The 21,421-nt window shown below is 37.9% G+C and carries 22 protein-coding genes and 1 pseudogene; 11 read left to right on the top strand and 12 right to left on the bottom strand.

The genetic code is table 11. The features are described from left to right. Nucleotides 1–192: 192 nt before the first annotated feature. Complete coding sequence (locus tag AC1M9C_RS04965) at nt 193–1,194, bottom strand: hypothetical protein (RefSeq protein WP_481953311.1); 1,002 nt, start codon at nt 1,192–1,194, stop codon at nt 193–195. A 459-nt stretch (nt 1,195–1,653) separates the two neighbouring features. Between AC1M9C_RS04965 and AC1M9C_RS04960 the strand changes: the two genes are divergently transcribed. The 10 genes from AC1M9C_RS04960 (at nt 1,654) to AC1M9C_RS04915 (ending at nt 9,119) form a co-directional block, all read left to right on the top strand. Beyond that, nucleotides 1,654–2,979, top strand: coding sequence for a tyrosine-type recombinase/integrase (locus tag AC1M9C_RS04960; RefSeq protein WP_481953310.1), 1,326 nt, complete (start codon nt 1,654–1,656; stop codon nt 2,977–2,979). A 99-nt stretch (nt 2,980–3,078) separates the two neighbouring features. Beyond that, nucleotides 3,079–3,237, top strand: a complete 159-nt coding sequence (locus AC1M9C_RS04955) for a hypothetical protein (protein WP_481953309.1) — start codon at nt 3,079–3,081, stop codon at nt 3,235–3,237. A gap of 445 nt (nt 3,238–3,682) precedes the next feature. After that, nucleotides 3,683–4,504: a hypothetical protein gene (locus AC1M9C_RS04950; RefSeq protein ID WP_481953308.1), complete on the top strand. Its 822-nt coding sequence runs from the start codon at nt 3,683–3,685 to the stop codon at nt 4,502–4,504. A 130-nt stretch (nt 4,505–4,634) separates the two neighbouring features. Next, nucleotides 4,635–4,856, top strand: coding sequence for a transcriptional regulator (locus AC1M9C_RS04945; RefSeq protein WP_481953307.1), 222 nt, complete (start codon nt 4,635–4,637; stop codon nt 4,854–4,856). Between the two features lie 2 nt (nt 4,857–4,858). Further along, on the top strand, nt 4,859–5,566 hold the full coding sequence (locus tag AC1M9C_RS04940; RefSeq protein WP_481953306.1) for a phage antirepressor KilAC domain-containing protein: 708 nt from the start codon (nt 4,859–4,861) through the stop codon (nt 5,564–5,566). Beyond that, nucleotides 5,563–5,880 (top strand): hypothetical protein, encoded by a 318-nt coding sequence (locus AC1M9C_RS04935; protein WP_481953305.1) that lies wholly within the window; start codon nt 5,563–5,565, stop codon nt 5,878–5,880. Before AC1M9C_RS04940 ends, AC1M9C_RS04935 begins: the two co-directional genes overlap by 4 nt. Next, nucleotides 5,877–6,422 carry a hypothetical protein gene (locus AC1M9C_RS04930; RefSeq protein ID WP_481953304.1) on the top strand — a complete coding sequence of 182 codons (546 nt, stop codon included), beginning with the start codon at nt 5,877–5,879 and terminating at the stop codon, nt 6,420–6,422. Before AC1M9C_RS04935 ends, AC1M9C_RS04930 begins: the two co-directional genes overlap by 4 nt. Before the next feature lie 158 nt (nt 6,423–6,580). Beyond that, nucleotides 6,581–7,381 (top strand): helix-turn-helix domain-containing protein, encoded by an 801-nt coding sequence (locus AC1M9C_RS04925; protein WP_481953303.1) that lies wholly within the window; start codon nt 6,581–6,583, stop codon nt 7,379–7,381. Next, nucleotides 7,378–8,745, top strand: coding sequence for a replicative DNA helicase (locus AC1M9C_RS04920; protein ID WP_481953302.1), 1,368 nt, complete (start codon nt 7,378–7,380; stop codon nt 8,743–8,745). The genes AC1M9C_RS04925 and AC1M9C_RS04920 overlap by 4 nt, the downstream gene beginning before the upstream one ends. Next, complete coding sequence (locus tag AC1M9C_RS04915) at nt 8,742–9,119, top strand: hypothetical protein (protein WP_481953301.1); 378 nt, start codon at nt 8,742–8,744, stop codon at nt 9,117–9,119. The genes AC1M9C_RS04920 and AC1M9C_RS04915 overlap by 4 nt, the downstream gene beginning before the upstream one ends. 59 nt (nt 9,120–9,178) lie before the next feature. On the opposite strand, the gene AC1M9C_RS04910 is transcribed toward AC1M9C_RS04915, so the two are convergent. From AC1M9C_RS04910 to AC1M9C_RS04860, 11 genes are all read right to left on the bottom strand, one after another. Continuing rightward, a complete protein-coding gene (locus tag AC1M9C_RS04910) occupies nt 9,179–9,610 on the bottom strand; it encodes a hypothetical protein (RefSeq protein WP_481953300.1) in 432 nt (143 codons plus the stop codon). A 25-nt stretch (nt 9,611–9,635) separates the two neighbouring features. Next, the gene (locus tag AC1M9C_RS04905) at nt 9,636–9,857 is read right to left on the bottom strand and encodes a hypothetical protein (protein WP_481953299.1); all 222 of its coding nucleotides are present in this window, start codon (nt 9,855–9,857) and stop codon (nt 9,636–9,638) included. 43 nt (nt 9,858–9,900) lie between these two features. Continuing rightward, on the bottom strand, nt 9,901–10,404 hold the full coding sequence (locus AC1M9C_RS04900; protein ID WP_481953298.1) for a hypothetical protein: 504 nt from the start codon (nt 10,402–10,404) through the stop codon (nt 9,901–9,903). A gap of 46 nt (nt 10,405–10,450) precedes the next feature. Next, nucleotides 10,451–11,386: a hypothetical protein gene (locus AC1M9C_RS04895; RefSeq protein WP_481953297.1), complete on the bottom strand. Its 936-nt coding sequence runs from the start codon at nt 11,384–11,386 to the stop codon at nt 10,451–10,453. Nucleotides 11,387–11,458: 72 nt separating this feature from the next. Beyond that, a complete protein-coding gene (locus AC1M9C_RS04890) occupies nt 11,459–11,941 on the bottom strand; it encodes a hypothetical protein (protein WP_481953296.1) in 483 nt (160 codons plus the stop codon). A gap of 66 nt (nt 11,942–12,007) precedes the next feature. After that, nucleotides 12,008–14,533, bottom strand: a complete 2,526-nt coding sequence (locus tag AC1M9C_RS04885) for a hypothetical protein (protein ID WP_481953295.1) — start codon at nt 14,531–14,533, stop codon at nt 12,008–12,010. Further along, entirely contained in the window at nt 14,530–17,160 is a 2,631-nt protein-coding gene (locus AC1M9C_RS04880; protein WP_481953294.1) for a lysozyme family protein, read from the bottom strand. Before AC1M9C_RS04880 ends, AC1M9C_RS04885 begins: the two co-directional genes overlap by 4 nt. Before the next feature lie 7 nt (nt 17,161–17,167). Then, complete coding sequence (locus AC1M9C_RS04875) at nt 17,168–19,150, bottom strand: hypothetical protein (RefSeq protein WP_481953293.1); 1,983 nt, start codon at nt 19,148–19,150, stop codon at nt 17,168–17,170. 117 nt (nt 19,151–19,267) lie between these two features. Beyond that, a complete protein-coding gene (locus tag AC1M9C_RS04870; RefSeq protein ID WP_481953292.1) occupies nt 19,268–19,750 on the bottom strand; it encodes a hypothetical protein in 483 nt (160 codons plus the stop codon). A gap of 11 nt (nt 19,751–19,761) precedes the next feature. After that, nucleotides 19,762–20,064: a helix-turn-helix domain-containing protein gene (locus tag AC1M9C_RS04865; RefSeq protein ID WP_481953291.1), complete on the bottom strand. Its 303-nt coding sequence runs from the start codon at nt 20,062–20,064 to the stop codon at nt 19,762–19,764. A 640-nt stretch (nt 20,065–20,704) separates the two neighbouring features. Then, complete coding sequence (locus tag AC1M9C_RS04860; RefSeq protein ID WP_481953290.1) at nt 20,705–20,986, bottom strand: hypothetical protein; 282 nt, start codon at nt 20,984–20,986, stop codon at nt 20,705–20,707. A gap of 187 nt (nt 20,987–21,173) precedes the next feature. Between AC1M9C_RS04860 and ssb the strand changes: the two are divergent. Then, a pseudogene (gene ssb, locus AC1M9C_RS04855) lies at nt 21,174–21,386 on the top strand (single-stranded DNA-binding protein); the annotation flags it as partial. Nucleotides 21,387–21,421: the final 35 nt, after the last annotated feature.

Genomic DNA, 21,421 nt, shown 5'->3' with positions numbered 1-21,421 from the left:
CGTCAGTAGCGTTGAATATTTATTTACAACCTACTGTGAGTTTTAATTTAATACTTTCAATATGTGATGTGAAGTGACTTTAACACTTTTCAACAACTGTATAAAAAAAATACAATTGATTTTTTTTATTTATAGATAAGAATAAGTTTCGCGAATATGAACAAAGTTTTAATTCTAAATTTAAGCTCAGAATTAAGCCAAATGACGTGAACGATTATTTGAATGATTTACACCAAAACGTCCAGCAAAAATCGTCACAATCAATCCAATCAATAAACCAATGAATGACCATAAAGCAGCTTTTGCAGCAGCTTTAGTCGCATCAGCTGCTTTTTCACGTGCTTGAGCTTTTAGTTCAGTATATTTCAATTTAGCAGATTGAATATTCGCTTCTAAATCATTAAAGAATTTATCCTGCTGTATAAGGAAATTATTGACAGCTTGATTCGCTTCTTGCGGAGTTAGAGATGAATTTTTCGCTAAAGCAGCACTGACTTCATTCTTATTAATAGAAGCAGTCACAGATTGTGCACGAGTTTTTAATTGTTCTGATAACGTTTGAATAATAGCATCACTGTTATCTGGATGAATCACCAACTCTTTTGCAGCAACCTTAATTTGCTCTTTTGCCCATTCACCCTGCGCTTTTAAGAATTCGGGTTGCAATTCCTCGATTCCTGTTTTGCGTAATGCCTCAGACATCTTTTCATCACTATTTTCAAGCTTTGGTAAAGGAACTAATTCCTCAAAAGCTTTAACTCCGATCTGAGTTAAATTAACGCCACCTTGACCAATTCCTGATGCTACACTACCCACAGCACTACTGACTGAACTAATCGCACTACCAGTAATTTTTGCCGCGCCGCTAATGGTCATTGCACCAAACCAGATACCTAACAGCAGTGAAAGTGACCAGACAATAAAGCCATGGATTGCACCATCAGCTTGAGCCAAGTGACCTGCAACAAATCCACCAATAGCCAACGATACTAACAATGAAATAATTGTCCAAACGCCTAGTGCTATCCCTGAGCCATTTGTAATATCAGTGGTAGATTGTGGATCTAGGAGCGCAAATCCTAATGCAACGCCAAGTAATGAGAGTAAAATTGAAATAGCTAATACAACAATAACGCCAGCGAAAATACTCGCCCACGAAATTCGATTTTGGATCAAAACTTTTTCTTCGTACATTGTTGTGCCTCTTATTTGAATTATTCATAATTTATGTGATTTATACGGCAATTCCGCAATTCAAATTTAAAATAGGCCATGTGAATTTTATGTGACAAATTTTGCATTTTTATGTTTATTTTGAGACTAAATATATTGTTATTTGTCAGTATTGGAGCATCTCACGATTCAATCGACTCAGATTAACAATTCAGATTACGCACTAAATTTTGATAAAAATTTACTAAAAATATTTTATTTGACGGACTATGTTTTGTTTGAAAGACATAAAAGAAATGGTGCGCTCAGCGCGCACAAAGATAATGCAAAAATATGCCAAAATATGGTTATAAAACCATGATAAATAATTATTTTTTGTAAAAATATAGCAATATTTAGTTGTAGTATCATCCGTATGGTTGCAATTTTTAAGTACACAAATGAATATACAGACAGGTTGTTAATGTATGTATAAATGCTATGGCAAGAACTGTTGCTCCTCTTTCAGAATCTAAATGCTCATCATCAAAACCACGTGATTCAGATTACTCACTTTTTGATGGGAATGGATTGATTCTGTATATCCGAAAAAGCGGTACCAAAGTTTGGCGCTACAAGTATAAAAAGACTAATGGAAAAGTAGGCAACATCACGCTCGGACAATACCCTGCACTCTCATTAAAAAATGCCAGAGAAAAACGCCGTGAGTTTGAAGCATTAATCGCATCCAACGTAGATCCCATTGAACATCTAAATAACCAGCGGTCCAGTAAAGGAAAGGCTGTGACATTTGAAAGTATTGCCCGAGAATGGCATACAGAATATAAAACTACTGGTAGATGGAGTGAGGACACCGCAGAAAGAGCTCTTCTAAACTTAAACCAGTACGTTTTCAGTCAAATAGGAAATATGGCATTTGACGAAATTAAGCCTAAAGATTTAATCCAAGTAATACGCTCCATTGAAAAAAAAGGATTTACGGAAGTCGTTAAAAAGACGCGCCAACGTCTTATTAGTATTTATGCATATGCTATTTCACGTGGTGTCACTGAAACTAATACGGCGTACTTCTTAAAAGATGTCTTCGTAAAAACTAAAAAGCCAAAACACCATCCTCAGTTACCCTTGGAAAAATTACCAGAGCTACTACAGCGACTGGAAGTTGATCAGGGCCATCCTTTGACTAAGCTATGTATGCGTTTTGCACTACATACATTTACCCGTTCGAGTGAATTCAGATTTGCAAGATGGGAGGAAATTAATTTAGAAAAAGGAATCTGGAGAATACCAGCGGAAAGAGCCCCTGTACCAGGTGAAAGATTTTCTCAACGTGGTGCAAAAATGAGAGAAATACACCTAATCCCCCTTTCAAAACAAGCTTTAAATATTCTCGAGGAGTTAAAAATTTATAGTGGTATGTCCCCCAACATTTTCCCAAAAAGTGGAAATTTGAATGGTTTTATCAGTGAGTCCACTATCAATAATACTTTACGACGGCTAGGCTATGACACGCAGAAAGATGTCTGTGGCCATGGCTTTAGAGGAATGGCTTGTTCAGCTTTAGTACAAAGCACCTTATTTCAAAAGGAAGCTGTTGAAAAGCAAATGAGTCATCAAGAGCGTGATCAAGTGAGACTTGCATATACACATCAAGCTGAATATTTAGATGAGCGTAAAGCCATGATTAATTGGTGGAGTGATTATCTAGAGGCAAATAGCTTAGATCACATATCGCCATATGAATTTACAAAGCAATTACTCGGTGAGGAAATTATTCAATTCAAATATGCAAAGTTAGCTAAATAGCTAATTGCAAAAAGTTTGCTAAGCCTAGGTTAGCTCCCGAAAGTCGGACACCCATCCGATTGGCTTGGCTCCTAATTGGGTATGCCGTGGGAGGCAAAAATGCAAAAAGTATTTTCATTAAATGAGCTTATAGCTATTTCAGAGAATAAACTAACTATTCATACAGTTAAAGATTATTGCAGACGTGGGGAATTACACCCATGTATATACTTTGAAGGAAATATTGTTTGTATTAAAGAGGAACGTTTAAAAAAATAGTATTAGCAAATATGATCCGGTTGCCCATATAGAAACTGAGAGTTGGTCAAGAAATTTTAAAGGCTATCTCTCAGCTTCAAATTTTATAGACTATATCGCTTATACAGATCCTAATTCTTCTGACGTTTTTTTCAATGTTGAAAAAATTATTGAGTCTCTCCCCCCAACTGACAGCCTTCCTCCTCTTCAAAATGAGGAGTATCTAAAGGCATTCCCTTCGAAGATAGATGATGATATACAAGAAAAAAGATGGCTGTATGAAATTCAAGATTTCAAAGGGAATATCTTTAAAGCTCATGAAATAATTTTCCACGAGAATGAAGTAAAAAAAATTTTACTAAACCTTTCAGGTTTTTCGAATACATCTAAACATTTGGATAGTCTCATCGATGTAAGTAGTAATAATCTTCATAACAAAAAAAATTGTTTAAAGTTAAAAAATCTATTGGCAGATAACGATGAATATATTTCAGTATCTAATGTTTTTAAACTTATAAAAAATAAAACAGATTTAACATCTGATATTGAAATTGCTGATTTCCTGATAGTTAATAAAATTAAAGACTTATTAACTCCTGTTGATAAATTCAGATATTTTAATGGAAAACCAATGCCGTTGTATAAAAGTTATCAGAATGATCAACTCTCTGAAATGGATTTGCTATTGATGGAAATAGCAAAAGGAAAAATACAACTTAACAGTAATGATAATAGATTAAGTAGTTTCGTATGGGATAAATTTGATTTCTTCTTTGAGTTTAATAATCTAACGGGTATTGATTTAGAGGAAGAAGTAATTCAAGATCAATTAAAAGATAGCACAATGTTCACAGAAGAAACATCTCTCGAATATTATCAGAAACAAAATGACTTTCTACGAAATGAAAATGAGAGATTAAAAGCAGAATTAATTCAAGCACAAAACCAAATTAAACGACAAGAATTAGAATTGCTAACTAAGAAAAAAGAACTAAACGAGATCTCCGATGATTTAAAAAAACTTACAGGAGATATAAAACTTACAGGACTAGATCTATTTAATCTCCGTGCACAAGATCGGCAAGGTATGGCAAGAGTTATTGCTTCATCATTATGGAAAAATGATAAAAATATTCGTATCGGCACTATGGCGGACAAAGTTTATAAAATAATGGTTGATTACTGTAAAGATGAATTACCTGGAACATCTGATACTTTAAAAAACTGGATTCGATCAGTAGCAACAGAAGAATCACAAAAAAAAGGTCGCCCAAAATCAATTACTTAAAATATAGTAAACATTGAAAAATATAGTAAACATAGCATGTTAAATATATTTAGCACATGTTTACTATATTTTTTTATATGAAAAACAAAAAGATACTTATAACCAAGTTTACGCAAAAATGGTTATATTTATGCAACCAGCAACTCCTATCCGAATTCAATTCAGTACTGCTTGTAAGCTACTTGACGTAACACGCGAATCACTTCGTCACACTATTCGTAGAGACCCCTCCTTCCCTAGACCTATTAAGCAGGGTACATCTAAACAGGCACCAGTTTTCTTTGATTATCAAGAATTAGTCGACTGGCACAACAGCAAGAAAGAAGCAGCCACCGTTGAAATGGAGGCATGATTATGAATACTCCAAAAGCCTTACTAACTGCTCATCAAATGCTTAGCGTTGATATAGCCAAACTTGTCCAATCTGAATTACGCGCCGTTAATTTATCGATAGAAAGACTGGCGAAACGTGGTGTTATTCAACTACCGTCATTGGTGAAAGTTGAAAATAATCAATCTCTTAGCCCAAACAAGCATATAAGCGTGTATGTTTTTAAGGGTGAGCAAGGAAAACTGGACTCAATCACTGTTGTTGCCCAGCTCTGCCCAGAGTTTACCGCAGCAATTATAAAACGCTGGTATGAGCTTGAGCAGCAGACTCCAGCATTCGACATCAACAATCCTCAGCACTTACTTCAAGCGATTGAAGTCCAAGCTAAGCAGAATCTCCAGCTAACCTCAGAAAATAAAGCCTTATCCCAAGCCATCGAAACAATTACGCATACAGAGCACGGCGTTAAATTTCAGCAAGCATGCAAGATCCTGAATATCAAACAGCAGACATTGGCGGAATGGTTGAGAAAGCATAATTGGGATCGTTATTTAAACGGTTCCCGTGCCTCTACATACTACAGTGAGAATCGCGGTTATTGCGAAACCAAATACTCGCTAAAAGAAGGCGTAAAACCGTCTGGTCAACCGTATAGCTACACTCAAACAGAGTTCTTCATTTTGCCGAAAGGTATGCAAATCCTAGCTAAAAGATTCGGAGAGCAGCCATGAATTTTCAAAATATTTCCTGGTTAGGGCTTCTCAAATCGAAAATGATCGGCTATATTGATCTTGTTCGGTGCAAAATCACTGAATCAGCTTTGGTCGGCTGCAAAAGTAACATAGGCGCACAGTCCGCTCTTCGGGCTTTTTTTGTGCGTAAAATCTCTATGCATCCGCATGTTATGGCGGAGCTGGAGAGGGACACTTTCGAGTGTGCAGGTTCCCTATGTTACCTGTCGACCAACCCTTTTCAGCTTCGTCACCCAAATCATTTGGTCGTGATTGACGAAGCTCCCAACAACATAGGAGCGCACTCATCATGAACGCTAAAGTTAAAATTTCAGAACAATTAGTCCCGTTTTACAGCACAAAAAAACTTTTAGATGCTTACGCCATAGCGTTTGAAACGACAACTCAAATTCAAACACTTATCGGTCGAATTGGCAAAAGTGCAGTTTTTCTAAAATCTACACATGCGAATGAACTTCACTCAAGTGCATTTACAGAATTCGAAAGCCTTCTCTCAATTGCACGTCATCTATCTGACGATTTCAGCAACACATTTGATATTCAACTCGAAAAATATAAAAGCTCATTTAATGAAACCGAATGTGATGCAGGTGATCTGTTAGAGCCATACGGATTGGCTTATGAAATTTTCACCTGGCTTTCGACTTTAATTTATCAGATGAAAGAAGAACTAAATGCTGTAAAAGAATCTTCAACAGTTCTTTGTGACGCAGTTTTTGCAGGTTTAGAAAACCTTATTAATATTGCCGACTATTTATCTGACAATCATAGAAACACTTTCAAAATCGAATTTGAAAAATTTGAGGCTGAATGGGAGGCTACTAAAAATGGGTAAGCCATCTTCCTCATCAGAGCAAACTCAAAAACAACTAGAAACTGTTGTCGAGCAGATAACACCATCCCCATCAGCTGCGTATATTGATTCAGTTCACATTACTCCGGAACGTTTGATGAATGCTGTATTGAAAAATCATTATCGGCAAGGAGGGCCTAGTGAGCATTGATGCAATACGTTGGGCCTGGACTGCTACAGTAAATAACTCTTCACAACGTCTCGTTCTACTTTCATTAGCAGATCGGGCTGGTGAAGAACATACAGCTTGGCCAAGTATAGGACGCTTATCCAAAGATACAGTACTGGATAGGAAGACAGTTCAGAAAGTTATTTTAGAGTTAATCAACTTGGGCTTAGTTGAAGATACTGGTAAGCGTACAGGATCTACTAAGCGTGTTCGTGTTCTCAAACTCAATGGCGTTACTGGACGAGAAGATTATCTACAAAATCGAGAGGGCTTTAATTTACCCAAAAACGGGAATATTAAACAATCCCAAAAACGGAATGATTCCAAAAATGGGAATAATACCGATAACGGTACTTCAAATGACTCCAAGAACATGATGTTAAACGATCCCAAAAACGGGGTACAGAATCTATCAGGGAACCTGCTAATGAATCTCTCTCAAGAGCATGACTGGATTCCCGATGTAGATCAATTGATAACTAAGATAAAGATGGCAGGTCATGGTAACAATATAAATCTGATCTTTGGATTACCTAGTTTTGAATTCGAGCTTAGTGCATTTAACTCTCATTTTGACAGTCAGGCGCTATCGGATAGTAAAAAACTTCATAAGTTCACAACTTGGATCTTGGATAAATTTGAGCGCTACAAAAAACAGAATCCTGAATATGGCATTCAATCTCCTACAGAAGAAGGACAGCAAACTATAAATAAGCAGCCGTCTATAATTTTGCCGACTAAGCCTAAAAGTTTGTTAGGGGGTGCTCAATGAATACATCTATCTTTAATCTGCAGATTGAGCAAGCTGTTCTAGCTGCCCTGATGACTGTTTCAAACTCATATGACCTAGTTGAAAACCTGCTTACTGAAGATGATTTCTATGCTACACGCCATAAACTGATTTTCAAGGCTGTGGTTGATCTGGATTCAAAGAATTCACCATATGACGCTCTTTTGGTAAAACAATGGCTTGAAATGCATAGCTATTCTGAAACTGCAGGTGGTGAACAGTATATTATTCAAATTTTAAGTGACACACCTTCCAGCTTTTATAATCTAGTTTCTTATGCCGAAAAATTGAAAGATCTTACTACGTGCCGGCAAGTTGAAGCCGAAGCAATGAAAGTGATTAGTCAGGCTCGAAACCTAACTGTTAGCCGTGGTGAGTTAGTCCAGAATGCACAGACTGCATTTGCAGATTTAAATACGGAATCAGGAAGTGAATCTTTATTTCATATCCATGATGCTGCATCTAATACATTTCTTGAGATGCATCGAAAGATTGAAGCTGCTCTTGCTGGTAATTTTATGATTAAAGGAATCCAGACAGGCATATATGACTTAGACAAAAAGTTAGGAGATGTCGAACCTGGATGTCTAATGGTGGTGGCCGCACGGCCCGCCATGGGTAAAACTACAATGCTACAGCTCATTGCAAACAATGTAGCAGTCATACAGAAAAAGCCTGCTCTGATCATGTCTGGCGAAATGCCAAAAGAACAGATCGCCATGCGTCTCTGTTGCGCGATTGCACCAGCGGATATTGGAGTGGTGCGTAATTCCCCTCATCTGCTACCTAAAGAAGAATTTACAGCATATACAAACGCCGTTGTGATGCTTCAAAAGGTACCAATGCAGATCAATGATACTTCCCGCCCATCTATTGCAAATATCAGGGAGTCTATCCGTAAGGTAAAACACAAGTATGGATCTGTTGGTGTTGTTCTTGTCGACTACCTTCAGATTATGAAAACGTCAAAACAATTCGCCCGAGAGGATTTAAAGATTGCGTACTTTACCGGTGAGCTCAAAGCGATGGCTAAAGAGTTTGAGTGTGTCATTGTTCTTTTATCTCAACTTAATCGAGATTTAGAGAAACGCCCTAATAAAAGACCAATGATGTCGGATTTACGCGAATCTGGAGCAATTGAACAAGACGCTGACCAAATTATTTTCTTGTATCGCGATGAAATATATAACAAAGAATCTCAACACAGAGGTATTGCAGAAGCAATTATAGGTAAAAACCGCCATGGCGAACAAGGAACTGCTTATATGCATGCCCAATTGAAGTACTGTCAATTTACAAATCTCGATCAAGATACACTTCTTCATATCCAAGGAGTTAAACCATGATGTTTTCAGAAATAAGTCATATAGACTGCTCTGCAAATTACAAATCAAAGGCTGCTAGATTTAAAAACCTTAGAAGCCAAAAAAAAATTAAAGAATTCTTATCAAAGCGTCGTAGATACAAGCGTCCAGACTTCAATCGTATGATTTTGGATTTGAGCAACCACCTTGGTTGGACTCATGAAAAAATTGCTTTTGTTTTACCAGTATCTGGCGCATCCACTGTATCTGAGTGGGCGCGTGGCGGCACTCCTAACTATGAACATGGTGAAGCATTTATCGAACTTTGGAGAAAAGAAACAGGTATTGAACGTTTTCCACGTGAAGGAGAATGGGCAACATATCAATATAAGATTGGGCAATTAGATCTTATTTAGTCAATTTCAAATACATATAATTATGGGGATCTTTCTATTTAAGGTCTTCATATAAAAGATCATTTAATTTTAAATTTCATAGGCTGAAAGTCATCAATATGAACCTTCTGGGCCTCTATTAAATCTTCTCTTTTACCATCCATGACCAAATTGGCGCGCTTAACCTGAACTGTCCAAGTACGATCTGCATCGCACATAGTCTCTGATTCAATAAAAACATTTCCAAATGCTTTACCTTGAAGGTTTTGTACATCGCCGTAGGAAATTACATTCTTAGAAGTCCCCTGCACTCTACCAAATCTATCCTTTGCTACTAGATCCAAATAAAGTTTGTCATAGGTTCCAAGAAAATCATGGATTGTCACATCTACTACGGCGGAACAGATGCCCGAATTCACATAGCTAGTCTTGGAGTGTTGAAGTGTAATCGGAGTGGCCAAGACTACTGAACTCACAAGAGTCATAAGAGATATCAATATTATTTTCTTCATGATGCACATTACTTTTTTACTAAAATTATGAATCTCGGGTTATCAAAGGAGGTGATTCAAGTGAGTCGAGCAATCCACTGTTTCTTTCCCAAGTATCAACTGCTTTGATCCCATAGCGACTATTGGAGCGCCCATGACCTTTAATCATCGGCTCGGGAAAGTTCTTTTTATTTCTCCAATTGATCAAAGTAGCTATGGTTATTTCATAGCGTTTCAATAGCTCAGAGGTTGAAATATATAAGGTCATCAGCGCTCATCTCTTAAACTATATCTACAAATGTGAGAATTAATTATGATAGTGCGCTCTGTATAAGTCTCATAAGGGAATCCATATTATCCCAACCAGTATCTACAATTTTCATTGTCAGGTGTTTTAGCCCTTCTGCAGGTAATTGTTTAATAGCCTCAACCAAAGTGTTTTTACGTTCAGAACTAAGGTCAGAACTCATGATTTTTGCAGCAAGAATGGCTCTAAGTTGCTCGGTTTCGAACTTGATTGTAACTGTACCAAGAATTGCGGAGAGTCCGCCGTCATCAGCTAAAAAGTCCATTCCTCTATGGTTTAATCTAGTGTTTCCTAAACTCCAACTTTGCCCTCCACCGATCCCAAGGGTTAAATGAATACTCTTTGCCTCCAATAATCCATGAGACTGTAAATAATAAAGATTAGTGAAAAGCTTTGTTCGAAAGTCACTATCCCTATATCGCTCATCTTGTGAAAAATTATAAGCAGCTGGATATACCTCGGCCATTTTTATCATAAGTTCAAGCTGAAATTCTCGATCTAATATCATAAGAAATTACCGTGATAAAACTCAGTGTGTAGCTTATTAATCCTCACTACTGTCCCCCATTTCTAATTTTTAATATATCTGTTGTAGCCTTGACCATTTCTGTTGTACTTTTTATTTGGTCAGAAACAAGATTTGACATATCTTTATGCGTAGATCCATCTAACTCTCGGCCGAAATACTTTAAAGCAAGTTCTTTTCTGACTGATGCAGCCTCATTACTTGGAATACTTTCCATAAAACTTGGATATGCTTGTAGCTCTACTTGAGTTTGGTAATTTTGATCAGCTAAATGTTGGTAGTGGGATGACTGTTTAAGAAAATAGCTGACTAGGGTTACACCTACTAAAAGAATAGATATTTTTAAAACCCAAAACTCAATCGTATTAAGACTAAAATATAAGAGTAAAAATTGCTTAAAAACCAGTAAAGCTACGGCCAGGAATAGAATCACGCCAATCCCTGTATAAAAATAGTTTCTATATTGATTTTCTAAGTACCTATACCGCTCTACTGCTTTATTATAAATATTTTCAGTTAAGGCAGTATCTGCGATACTTCTTAGGCGTCTAAATGCACTTAGCTCTTGCTGAACCTCAAGAATTGTTTTCGAGAGTGTGTCGACTGTGAAAGTTCTAAAGTTGTCTTTTATACTAATAAATCTTTCTATAAAACTAGGAATCTCAGTTAAATAATAGTTTAGCCTAGCTTCTTTATCTGGTAGGTCAGAATCAATAATTATTTTGACTTGAGATATGTTTTCATTTAAATAATCTAATATTGAAACTTCTTCATAATGATGAATACCATTTTTCAACTTATTAACAACATTAGGAATATTCTTAAATAATTCTCTGTTTTTAGCTGTTAGTCCATCAATCTTAGGATTCATCCCAAGCTGTTCCAAACTAGAAATGACTTTTTCTTTTTTTCCTTTAAAAATTTCTACTTTACTGCTAATTATTGCTCTTTCTTTTTCGTCCATAGTATTCCCCCCCTTTCAGAATCTTCAACAATAAATACGTATCGGGCTACTGTATATTTCTATTCTATAGTCTTACGCCATATCCAATAAAATCTTGGCACATCCATTCTGAGCATATGATTCTTTAGATTTGGAAAAATATTTATCAGATCCTTTGGCATCTAAATCATAGGTTATGGCTTTCGTATTATCCCTAACCTTCTGAAAAATAGCCCCGAGCATAAAATCGACATTAGGCGTCAACTTTAACTCGGGGTACATAATGCCAGGGATATATCTTCGTTTATCGTCCTGATTGATTTTTGCATTTAATAAGCCTTGCACATATACGCGTCCATGATCATATCCATTCAATAGAAATGCCTCACTTGCCTTTTGATCTCCCATGAGATCGGCCCACACAGAACAAGTAAAACTTTCGAAAGCGAGAATAGACTTATTGGCCAACTCTTTAGATGTTAGTACTTCATACGTGGCATATACATCATCTGCATGGCTAAATGTGCTGATAGCACTAGCAAAACAAATCCCCATCAAAGCTATTTTTCTTTTCACTTCAATTCACTTTTTTATCTTACGCTCAAATACCATACAATAAAAAAGGAGCCGAAGCTCCTAATTTTATTCAGATAAATCCCACCAATAGCTATTACCCAAGTTCTCCAGACGCTGCTGTGTTCTTGGTAAATAATCAGGATCAATCATATTCTGCATTTTGGAATACAGCATTCGATCTACGACCAGCTTACTGTACCAAAGATTCTGCAATGGAATATTACTCTTAAGGGTATTAGCCACTTCCATCATCCGAGTAGACTCTTTCCCTTCAATGATGTTGTTGCCCATACCAGTTAGCAACATACCTAGCTTCATGCCTTGACCTAATAATGGTCCACTAATGAAATCAGAAGCACTTCGCCCTGTTGGATCAGAAAGCGCTGACATAATGTCGCCTAGGAAAGAAAGTCCACCTCCTTTGAGTATGGATTTACCGAAAAAGTCCATCGTGAATACTGGTTCTGGATTCTTACCATTAGCCAAATTTTGAGTTTGAACAATTAAAGCGCCTGCTAAAGTTTGATATCCAAGTAATGAAACCAAAAATGTGACTCGGCTCTTAATATCACCCTGGGCAAAAGCTCGATGACCGATACGCATCATATAAGCTAATGGGAAACCTTTGAATTGGAATAGTGTGCACCCTAATTCCCCTTGAATTGTTCCAGCATCACCTAAGTTAATAATGCTTCGCTCACGTACGCCTGCCTCAATAATAGCTACAGATTCCTCATTAAAAATATGAGTCTGATACTTCATTGCAGCCTTATAACGGAAATCAGCAATCGCATTAGCATTGTCCTGCTTATCCAATGGCAAAAATTGCTTAATCACATCATCAGGGGCATTGAAAAAATCATTCTGGGAGAGTACCGCCGTCCCATCTTCACGCTTACTTGGCTCCAGCTGCTGCCATAACTGCCAATCACGTTCAGTAATACCGTTCCCCTGCAGGATTTTAAGATCATCAGCACCAAGATCCTTCCAATCCGTTTTACGGGTCATTTCAGCAAGTTTATTCATATGCACCAGATTAAGCGCTCGCTTCGCTCCTGCAGTGACGGCGTTTAATCCTGACAGTTTCATAGTCATTGCAGCAAAAGCCTGCATACGCGCATTAAAACGGCCTGACTTGGTAGCACTGCTGACAATATCAGCATCACCAAAACGAGTCATTGAACCGGCCATTTCGTTAATGCCAAGGCCAAACCGCAATGCTTCATCACGTGTGGCACCCTGTTTCAATTGCTTCATGTATTCTGGGAGGATCGATTTGGTATAGGACAGGCCCAGCATATTAGCGACCTTCTTCATACTGGCATGGTCGCCAAAGGTCGTCAGCGTGGTGCCACCCAGTTTAGATGTAACCATTAAGGCACGAAGACCACCCATAACATTCCCCAGAGTTGAATCAATTGCTCGCGTATTGGCATCCAAAGTGTTGTACATCGACATAGCCCGATGAGCCTGCTTATCAATCTCGCCGTGTTTCATACCGTTCTGTGGATCTGTTTTTAGTTTGATCTTGGCTTCATCCAATAGCGACTCAAATGTGTGGCGAGGATTGGAACCAAGATTCTGCATCATTGCCACTTCAGTACTCATACGCTGAGTATGATTTTTCAGAATCTCATGAAAGCCTGCTTCATCATAAGTTCCATATTTCTTTTGATATGCCAGCCATGCATCACCATCCTTGAAATGCAAAGCCCTGGACTCTTGGTGACGATTCGCCATCTTGGAGCGACCACCTACAGGTGATGCACTTGTTTTGGCCTGTTTATTTAGTACCAATAAATCCTTATTAGCGCCGTTGGTTGAGATAGTTTTATAAATCTCCTCGAGCATGGACTTAAGTTCCAGCTCATCCATCAATTCACCAGTGTCTTTGACATATTGTTTACGATCCAATCCGGCCAATGCATCATTCACCCATTCGGATTGATCTGTTAAGGTCACCTTCTTTTGATCGTGAGAGGTCATAAAACCGAAGTTATCAAGCTTTTTGATATTCCCACCAGCACGGTTAAAGGCCAATCGCATTTCCTCCAAGACGGCGCTCACATCTTTGGCCATTGCTGTTATTTCTGGATTATCAGACTTGCCACCAAACATGACTCGGATAATATCGTCAGTCATTGCCTTGTTCACTGACATCCCAAAGCGCTCTTGTGTTTTGGTAAACACATCCGCAACCAATGACATCCAGCGACTGTGTAAGGCTTGGGATTGCTTCTCTATGGACTGGATACCACTCTGATCTGAGAAGTATGCAATTTTCCGCATTAAAGCCTGGACCGGGTTTAATTTAGGGTGGTTATAAATTTCGTTCTGTAGCTGGGCCTTGAGAATTGCATCCCGGGCAATGTTCTGATTGTTCTTAGCGATCTGGACGGCGAGATCCGTAGCAGTCTTCTGCGCAATTGCTTCAGCACGTTCAGCAGGACTTTTGAACATCCAATCAGGATCTGTTCTGGCCAAAGTATTTTGTGCCCGGATATACAATGATGAAATACGATTACTATCAGCTGCACTTAGTTTTCTTTTACCTAATGCTTTTGCAACTTGTTCTCTACATTCAGCTCTCATGCTGCTTCACTCCCAAATGTTAATGCGCAGCTAGCCAATGCTTTCACTGCCTGAATTTCATCTTTTGCGATTTCTTCTTGCTCTCTGACATAGTCCAATAGATCTCGGGATGACATCGTCACGATTTCCTCATTTCCATTTTCATCTTGGCGCGTGAAGGTCACTTCCATGTCAGGATCTGCTTCCAGAATTGAAACCGCTTCCCTACCGTCTGCTGTGTCAGTAAATGCGCCGTATTCCCCTTTACTGGATTTAGTTAAGTCTGGTGCCCCATCAACCTTAGACTTACCAGGCTTCCAAAACTCACGCTCTAATGCCTGAGTAGCTTTATGCTGTACTGCGGTTAATTCAGGACTATCAGCTTTACCATTAGCAGGATGAGCAAATAGGTCATTTCCATTGCGTGTGGCCTTTACCGGGCTAATGGTGCCATCCTGATTTACCTGACGCTGGAATGTCGTATTAGAGGTCTTATTGTGTAGCTCTTGAATGATGCCCCCATCATCCGTTGATCGCTCTCGTTTAAGGTAGTTTTGCGATCTGGTGGGAGTCCAGTTATCTATTCCGGCAGTAATTGCATTTTGCGGAACATTTGAACCTGGTGTTCTGGCATTAAGATCCAAAGTATTCGGCTCAGGATCTGTAACAATAACTCTTTGCTGTTCAGGTACGAATTGTTGAAGATCGGCGTCTAATGTGTCCAAAGTACGATTAGCACTATTACCAGGCCCAGATAAATCAACCTGAGGTTCAACATACGGCGTTCGGTAAGCACCACCTTCAGAATATTGATAATGCGCCGTAGCCTTAAGGTATTCCAGATCCTCCTTGGTCAATGGAGAAGATAGGGCTTCAAACTCTTCCTGGAGTGACTTCACACTATGCTCATCTGCACTGAGTACAAAAGGCATTGCTTCGATTTCAGCATCGGATTGGGACTTGTAAGCAGGTGGCGCAGTTATATCAGACTCAAACTGTGGAAACTCTGATTCGCTCCCTCGGACTTCAGTAGATCTTGCTGAGGCATCTGGACGAACATCACCATAAAGCTTGGCTATATCATTCCAGCGGTTCTCGTATTTGGCCTTTACCTGCCCTATGGTCATGCCATTAAATTGATGAGAGGAAGTAATTTCTTCCGCTATCTGACGCGCAGTTTTTTTACTATTCCCTTTACTCCAGCGTGTGGCCACATCAACAAAAAGCTCATTATCCTTGGCTTTCAAAAAGACTGGTCCACCACCCTCACCGAAGAAATGCAGAAAGTAAAGTTCTAAGCCACTAGGATCTCGATTAAAGTGACTACGAAAAACCTTGGCATTGTGTTCGTAGTAGTTCAGGCCCGCTTTAATTTGATCATTGCCATCAAACTTGTTCTTACCTCCCATACGGGCAAAGGTGCTATCCAAAGTCTGGAATAAGCCGGTAGCTGACGATAGTAACTTACCGTTTCTGTCCTTTGGCTGGATTGAAGTGCTGAAGGTGCCACCAGTTTCCAAATGGGAAATGATTAAGGCATCCACTGGATTGATACCCCGTTTAGAGGCTTCCTGGACAATCGTTTTTGTCCACGGTTTTTTATCAAATACAGAGTTAGTCAAGACATCGGCTATTACTGGTGCTTTATGTTCATCAGTATTGATAGCGCTTGGTCTTACGAGGGCCTTCGGTGTACCTGTTATTGGTACCACTGGTGTACTGGTTGCTACTACTTTAGGTGTGCCTGTCACTGGTGCTTTTAAGCTGACCAGCTCATCATTGAGTGCACTCTCCAATGCACTATCCAATGCATCAAAGTGTGAATTGGCCTCTTTTGCATTAGTTGGACTAAATGGATTTGTGCCCTCTGCATGCTCTATATTGGCCTGTATATGAGCCGCATCATTCATAGTGTCAAAATCAGCATGATCCTTAACTTGATCAGAGTGAAGTCGCCCCTTATTAGCCCACAGATTTAGCAGTAGAGCCATTCCTCCATTCGCGGCTAATGTGCTTGGACTGAGGGCATTTTCTTTTAAGGCTTCACCGTACTGTGAGACCTTCTTATTTTGATTGTTTTCGAGAAAGTCACCTTCCAAATAATCCCCACCCGATCCAGCTACAGCAGCTAGAGCTGTCGTAGCAATTGCATCAGGTATTATTTTTTTAGTAACGCCGTGCGTTGGGATTGTATACGCTAAAGCATCAGCAACCCCTTTAATTGCTCCTCCAGTTCGAGCCGTTATGATATCAGCGCCCTTATTTAACAAATCAGATTTTTCAGCTTCAAAAGTTTGATATCCAAACAGACTCGCGTTTAATGCTAAACCTGTAGAACCGCCTGTACCTAAAGTGGTTAAAGCATTCCACCCAATACGAGTAAAATCTTTTGTTAACCCATAGGTAAATTCACCTACCCCTCCAAGATCTTCAGGTTTAAATACTTGAAGATTTTGAGCTCTCAAGGCTGCTGCTTTTTTATCTCCGCGTATTAAAGAATCTGGAGCTGTTGCTGCTTCAACAGTTCCCATAGCAATACCTGAAGTTATCCCTAAAGCACCATCAGCAAAACTCCCACGTTCTGTACGCGGCTTAAAACGAAGGTCATCTTTATTTAAAGCTAATTCATCATCTGTAAGAAAATCCATATTAACCTCAGCGCAGAATCAAACTTAAACGAGTTTTTCTAGTTTTATCATTCACATCCATTACGTATTTAGAACCATTTTTAAAATAGTAAACATATGGATTTTTAGGATCCTGCTCTAAAGGCAGATCCATAAAATAATCTCTGTCAGATCCGCCGTAGACTCTATAATTTCTAGAGTTAAATTGTTCTAATTGTTGCTTGAAAGACTCTTCACTTACTGTATGCGGCCTCAAAACAGTTGACTTAGCTCCAAACAAACCGCCTGTTTTAAACTTGCCACCAGTGACATTGAGAATCGCTTTATTGAACAAATCCTCATCTATGGTTTTATTTAATATGCTTCCATTTGAATCAGCCACTTTCTCGGATTTTTGAACCAAATAAGCATAATTAGCTTTGACGGATTCTAGATAGATTTGAAAGTCTGGTTTACCTGGGGATGTGATGCCTTCTAGATATGATGCTGTTTTAAGCCTCAAAGCATTATCATCAACTTTCACCAAATTTTTTTCTATCAGATCCTGCCCCGTAATGATTTGACCAGCAATATCTTGATGTCCTCTGTGATTAAGAGAAGCTGATAAACGGTAAGCTCCACTTTCACCTGCTATACTCTGTATTAATTCTTTATTAGCTGAAGGATTGCCTGCGCTAGACTTATAAAGGGTAGTCAATAAATGCAATTTGTCACCTGGGCTTGCTTTTCCCCAATATTGCTTTAACTCAATCTTTTGCTGAGTTGAAAATGGATTTAATGATCCAACTGTTCCACTTATCTCATTATTCAATTTAATTGCTTTTAAGTTTTTGGATATGTTGCTAATAGCCTCTAAATCACCATTTATAATCGCGCTTGTAGGTACGACTTTTAAGTCTTGACCAGTCTTAATTGAATAAGCCATTGATGGATTATTTTTTTCGTAAGCCAACATATTTTCATTAGCTTTAGAAAGTAAGTTCAATCTCCAATTCAAATCTTGAACATTGTCTTGCGGATTATTTTGAGCTTCAAAACGTAGATTTGTTAAATATGCATCTCGTTCACTTGGACCTAAGCGCATCAGTTTTTGAACTTCAACTAAATAGTTACTATGTTGAATGAACTCTGCCTCGTATTGAGTACCCTTTACTCTTTGAAGGCGTGATTTTAAAACGGATTCACTAGGTATTAAGCCAGTTGAAATATCCGATCTAAGCTCACTTACAGCATCTTTGGCATCATTCTCTATTTGTTTTTGTTGCAGAGTTTGTGCTCTATTGTTCTGATCTAATTGATTCGAAACACGACTACTCCAATAGACTGCCTGCTCTTGGGTTAGATTTGGAAACTTACTTAAAATTGAATCCGCACTTACTAATTCCGAAAGCTTTTCAGAATTATTTTTATGCCCCAAAAAGAATGAACTTACATCATTACCAGCCCGATTGTTTTTATATTCGCTAAAAGTATCCTGAACATGAGCTATTGGTATACCTTTTGACTGCGCATACATATTCAATCCATCCCAAACCTCTTTTTCCGAAGAATTAGGATTTTTTAAATAATTTTCCTTCATGTCCTTAAGATGAACAATTGCTTGTTGTTGTTCTGATTTCTTTGCGATCGGTAAATATTTAGCAGCACTGCCATATGAATGCTGCTCAAAATAATTATTAAAGTTATGTTCAAATTTTTTTGGTATTACCGTTTTATACTGCTTCTTTATTGTCTCTAAGCTGTCCTGTCTATATTTCACAGCTTTATCAAAAGATAGTTCACCACTTTGAACTTTTAGTAATAAATCATTATCTAGGACATTGATATCCGCACCAATTTTTGAGGATTGTAATGCGAAATCAGCTTGCTCTTTTTGCTCTATCTCTGCTTTTCTCGCATCGGCTATACCACCTATTGCTTGACCTAAATTTGATAGTCCCGAGAATGCTGGGCTTTGTCTTAATTGAGGATTTGAACCAATTCGCCCATGTGATCGAGGAATCATTACCATTTTCTTTAACCCTTAAAACTTAATCATTAGACTTACTTTAGAGCTCTGTGTGCATTTAAAAAATGGGTATATTTTGCTATGAAAAAGGAGCACTTAATGGCTCCTCTTTAGTCAAATTTACGTGCGAGATCTAAAATTTGAAGTAGGCTTAGGAATATCTCTAATTACCCGATCACCTCTATTAACACGATCTAAAATTTGTTTGACAAAATTTACTTTTTTTAAAATTAGATTCACCTCAAAAGTGAAAGAGTGCTGGTTCAATAAACGTTTACATTTAAGTGCAGGATTTAGGTAATATGCTGTAATAATTAAGGAATTAGGTGCATTATTAATCCCAGCCAAAGCTGTTCTTAAAGAAGAGTAATAGATATCCTTTGGGTGTACCATGCCGATAAGCAAATGCTGTAATTCTTCTATATCATCAACTATCAATAGCAATTGTTTAACCAATGATTTTTTGAATAGCTGGTTTGAATCAAGATAATAAATATCATCTTTAAATTTTTTTAAATCTTTCGGGATGCTGATACACAGAGCTATAGCCCGATCAATTTTTATTCCTGTAATCGGTTCGAAAAATTTCTTTTTAGATCCCATACTAAATCCTTTTAAGCTTTAAGGTAGCGGTTAATTCGAGGTATTTCTTGTTCAGTCTTATCAGTCAAATGCTTCCAGAGTTCTATGAACGATTCGCCATTGTCATAGTTCATAACACTTCCACGCGCCCAATCAGAAACTGTAGATACACCACTAATAGGCAGAAGAAATGCAAGCTTTTCATAAGTCCAGCCTAACTGACATAGTTCTTTAATCATTGCTCTAAAATCTGGAGCTAAATAGATTGCGAACTTTTTACTGTAGATGAGATTGGTTGGTGTATTAAAACAGTACAATTCAGCAAATATATTCATATTTCATCTCCTTTTAATTTATCCAATTAGGACTTAATTCAAGCCCCCAAAAAATGGGTATATTCCCCCAATAAAACGCGCGCGCGCGCGAGGGAGAGTGCAAAACTCTATATTTGTACGTTTTAACTTAATCTTAAAATAGGGATGACTTCGGCAATACAACTTGCCGCTACGGAACATTGATTTTTTAGAATGGACTAGATATCACAACCTCAAAAAACACTCTGTTTTTCGTTTTAAGGGGCTTTCAAGTTCAACATATACCTTTGGTCATTTTTTAGATTAAAATGCCTTACAGCTCAAATCAGTGCAAAATTGATATATTCCTCATTATGCTTTTAGACTGTATTTTAAAATTTATAAAAAAATTGAATCAGAATTAATATAGCACTCTCAAAGAAAAATGATTGATTCCTTGATGGGTTCAATTGATAGGTTCTACATCCCAAAAACGGGTACATTCAAAACCCCAAAAACGGGATCGTTCAAAACCCCAATTTTGGGAATATTACCGTTTTCGGAATGATACCAATATTGGATATATTTCAATTTCTCAAAATTATTAGATACTTGAGCTAGATCAATAACTCGCTTTAGACCTGGATCGACTCTTTTTATTTAAATAAATCCTGTCCGCATTTTAGCATGCCAGTTCAAACTCTTTCATGTTTTGAGCCTTTTTAGCGGTGAACCGTACATAGTGAAGATTTTGAGGGAAATACATTTGATTTAGCTTTTTATGGTTTGGATCCCTGCTATTTAATTTTGATCTGGTCTTGGCTTGCAACTTTCCAATTTGATGCCGGGTGCCATGAAAATTACCGTGTGCACTTAATCGATATGTAGCTTCTTTTAATCGATCTGCCTTACCTGTAGAGATTAAATCAATCTTCTTATCTAACTCCCTTTCAGCCGACAGCATAAAATCATTTTAGTTCAAAATTATCTAACAGTTTAAATATCCAGTAATAAATAAGAGTTCCTATCCATGCTTGAAGTAAAGATCAAACACGCTTAAAAAGTTTGACTTCAACCTCCCTACTCAACAGGTAAGTTACTAAAATTTATGAACATCGGACTATTAATCCGTTGGTCTACCAATTTAGCAATGGAAAGACAAGACCACAGGCGAACGCAAAGAGGCTACAGAATGGCACAGAATCACCACCGGCAACCGACTAGCTGAGATTGCCAGTAAGTACCTCAAGAAAGGTGGAAAGGTTTATATAGAGGGTTCACTGCGTACAAGGAAGTGGAAAGATGGTAAAGGAGTAGATCGGGAAGTGACAGAGATTCGAGCTGATGAGTTACAGTTGCTTTGATGTATTGTGATACCAGATAATCTTGTATTAGTTAA

The organism is Acinetobacter sp. 24-47-39 (genome assembly GCF_056783825.1).
Note: the sequence above shows the minus strand (reverse complement) of the source record. Positions and strands in the feature narration are given on the sequence as shown.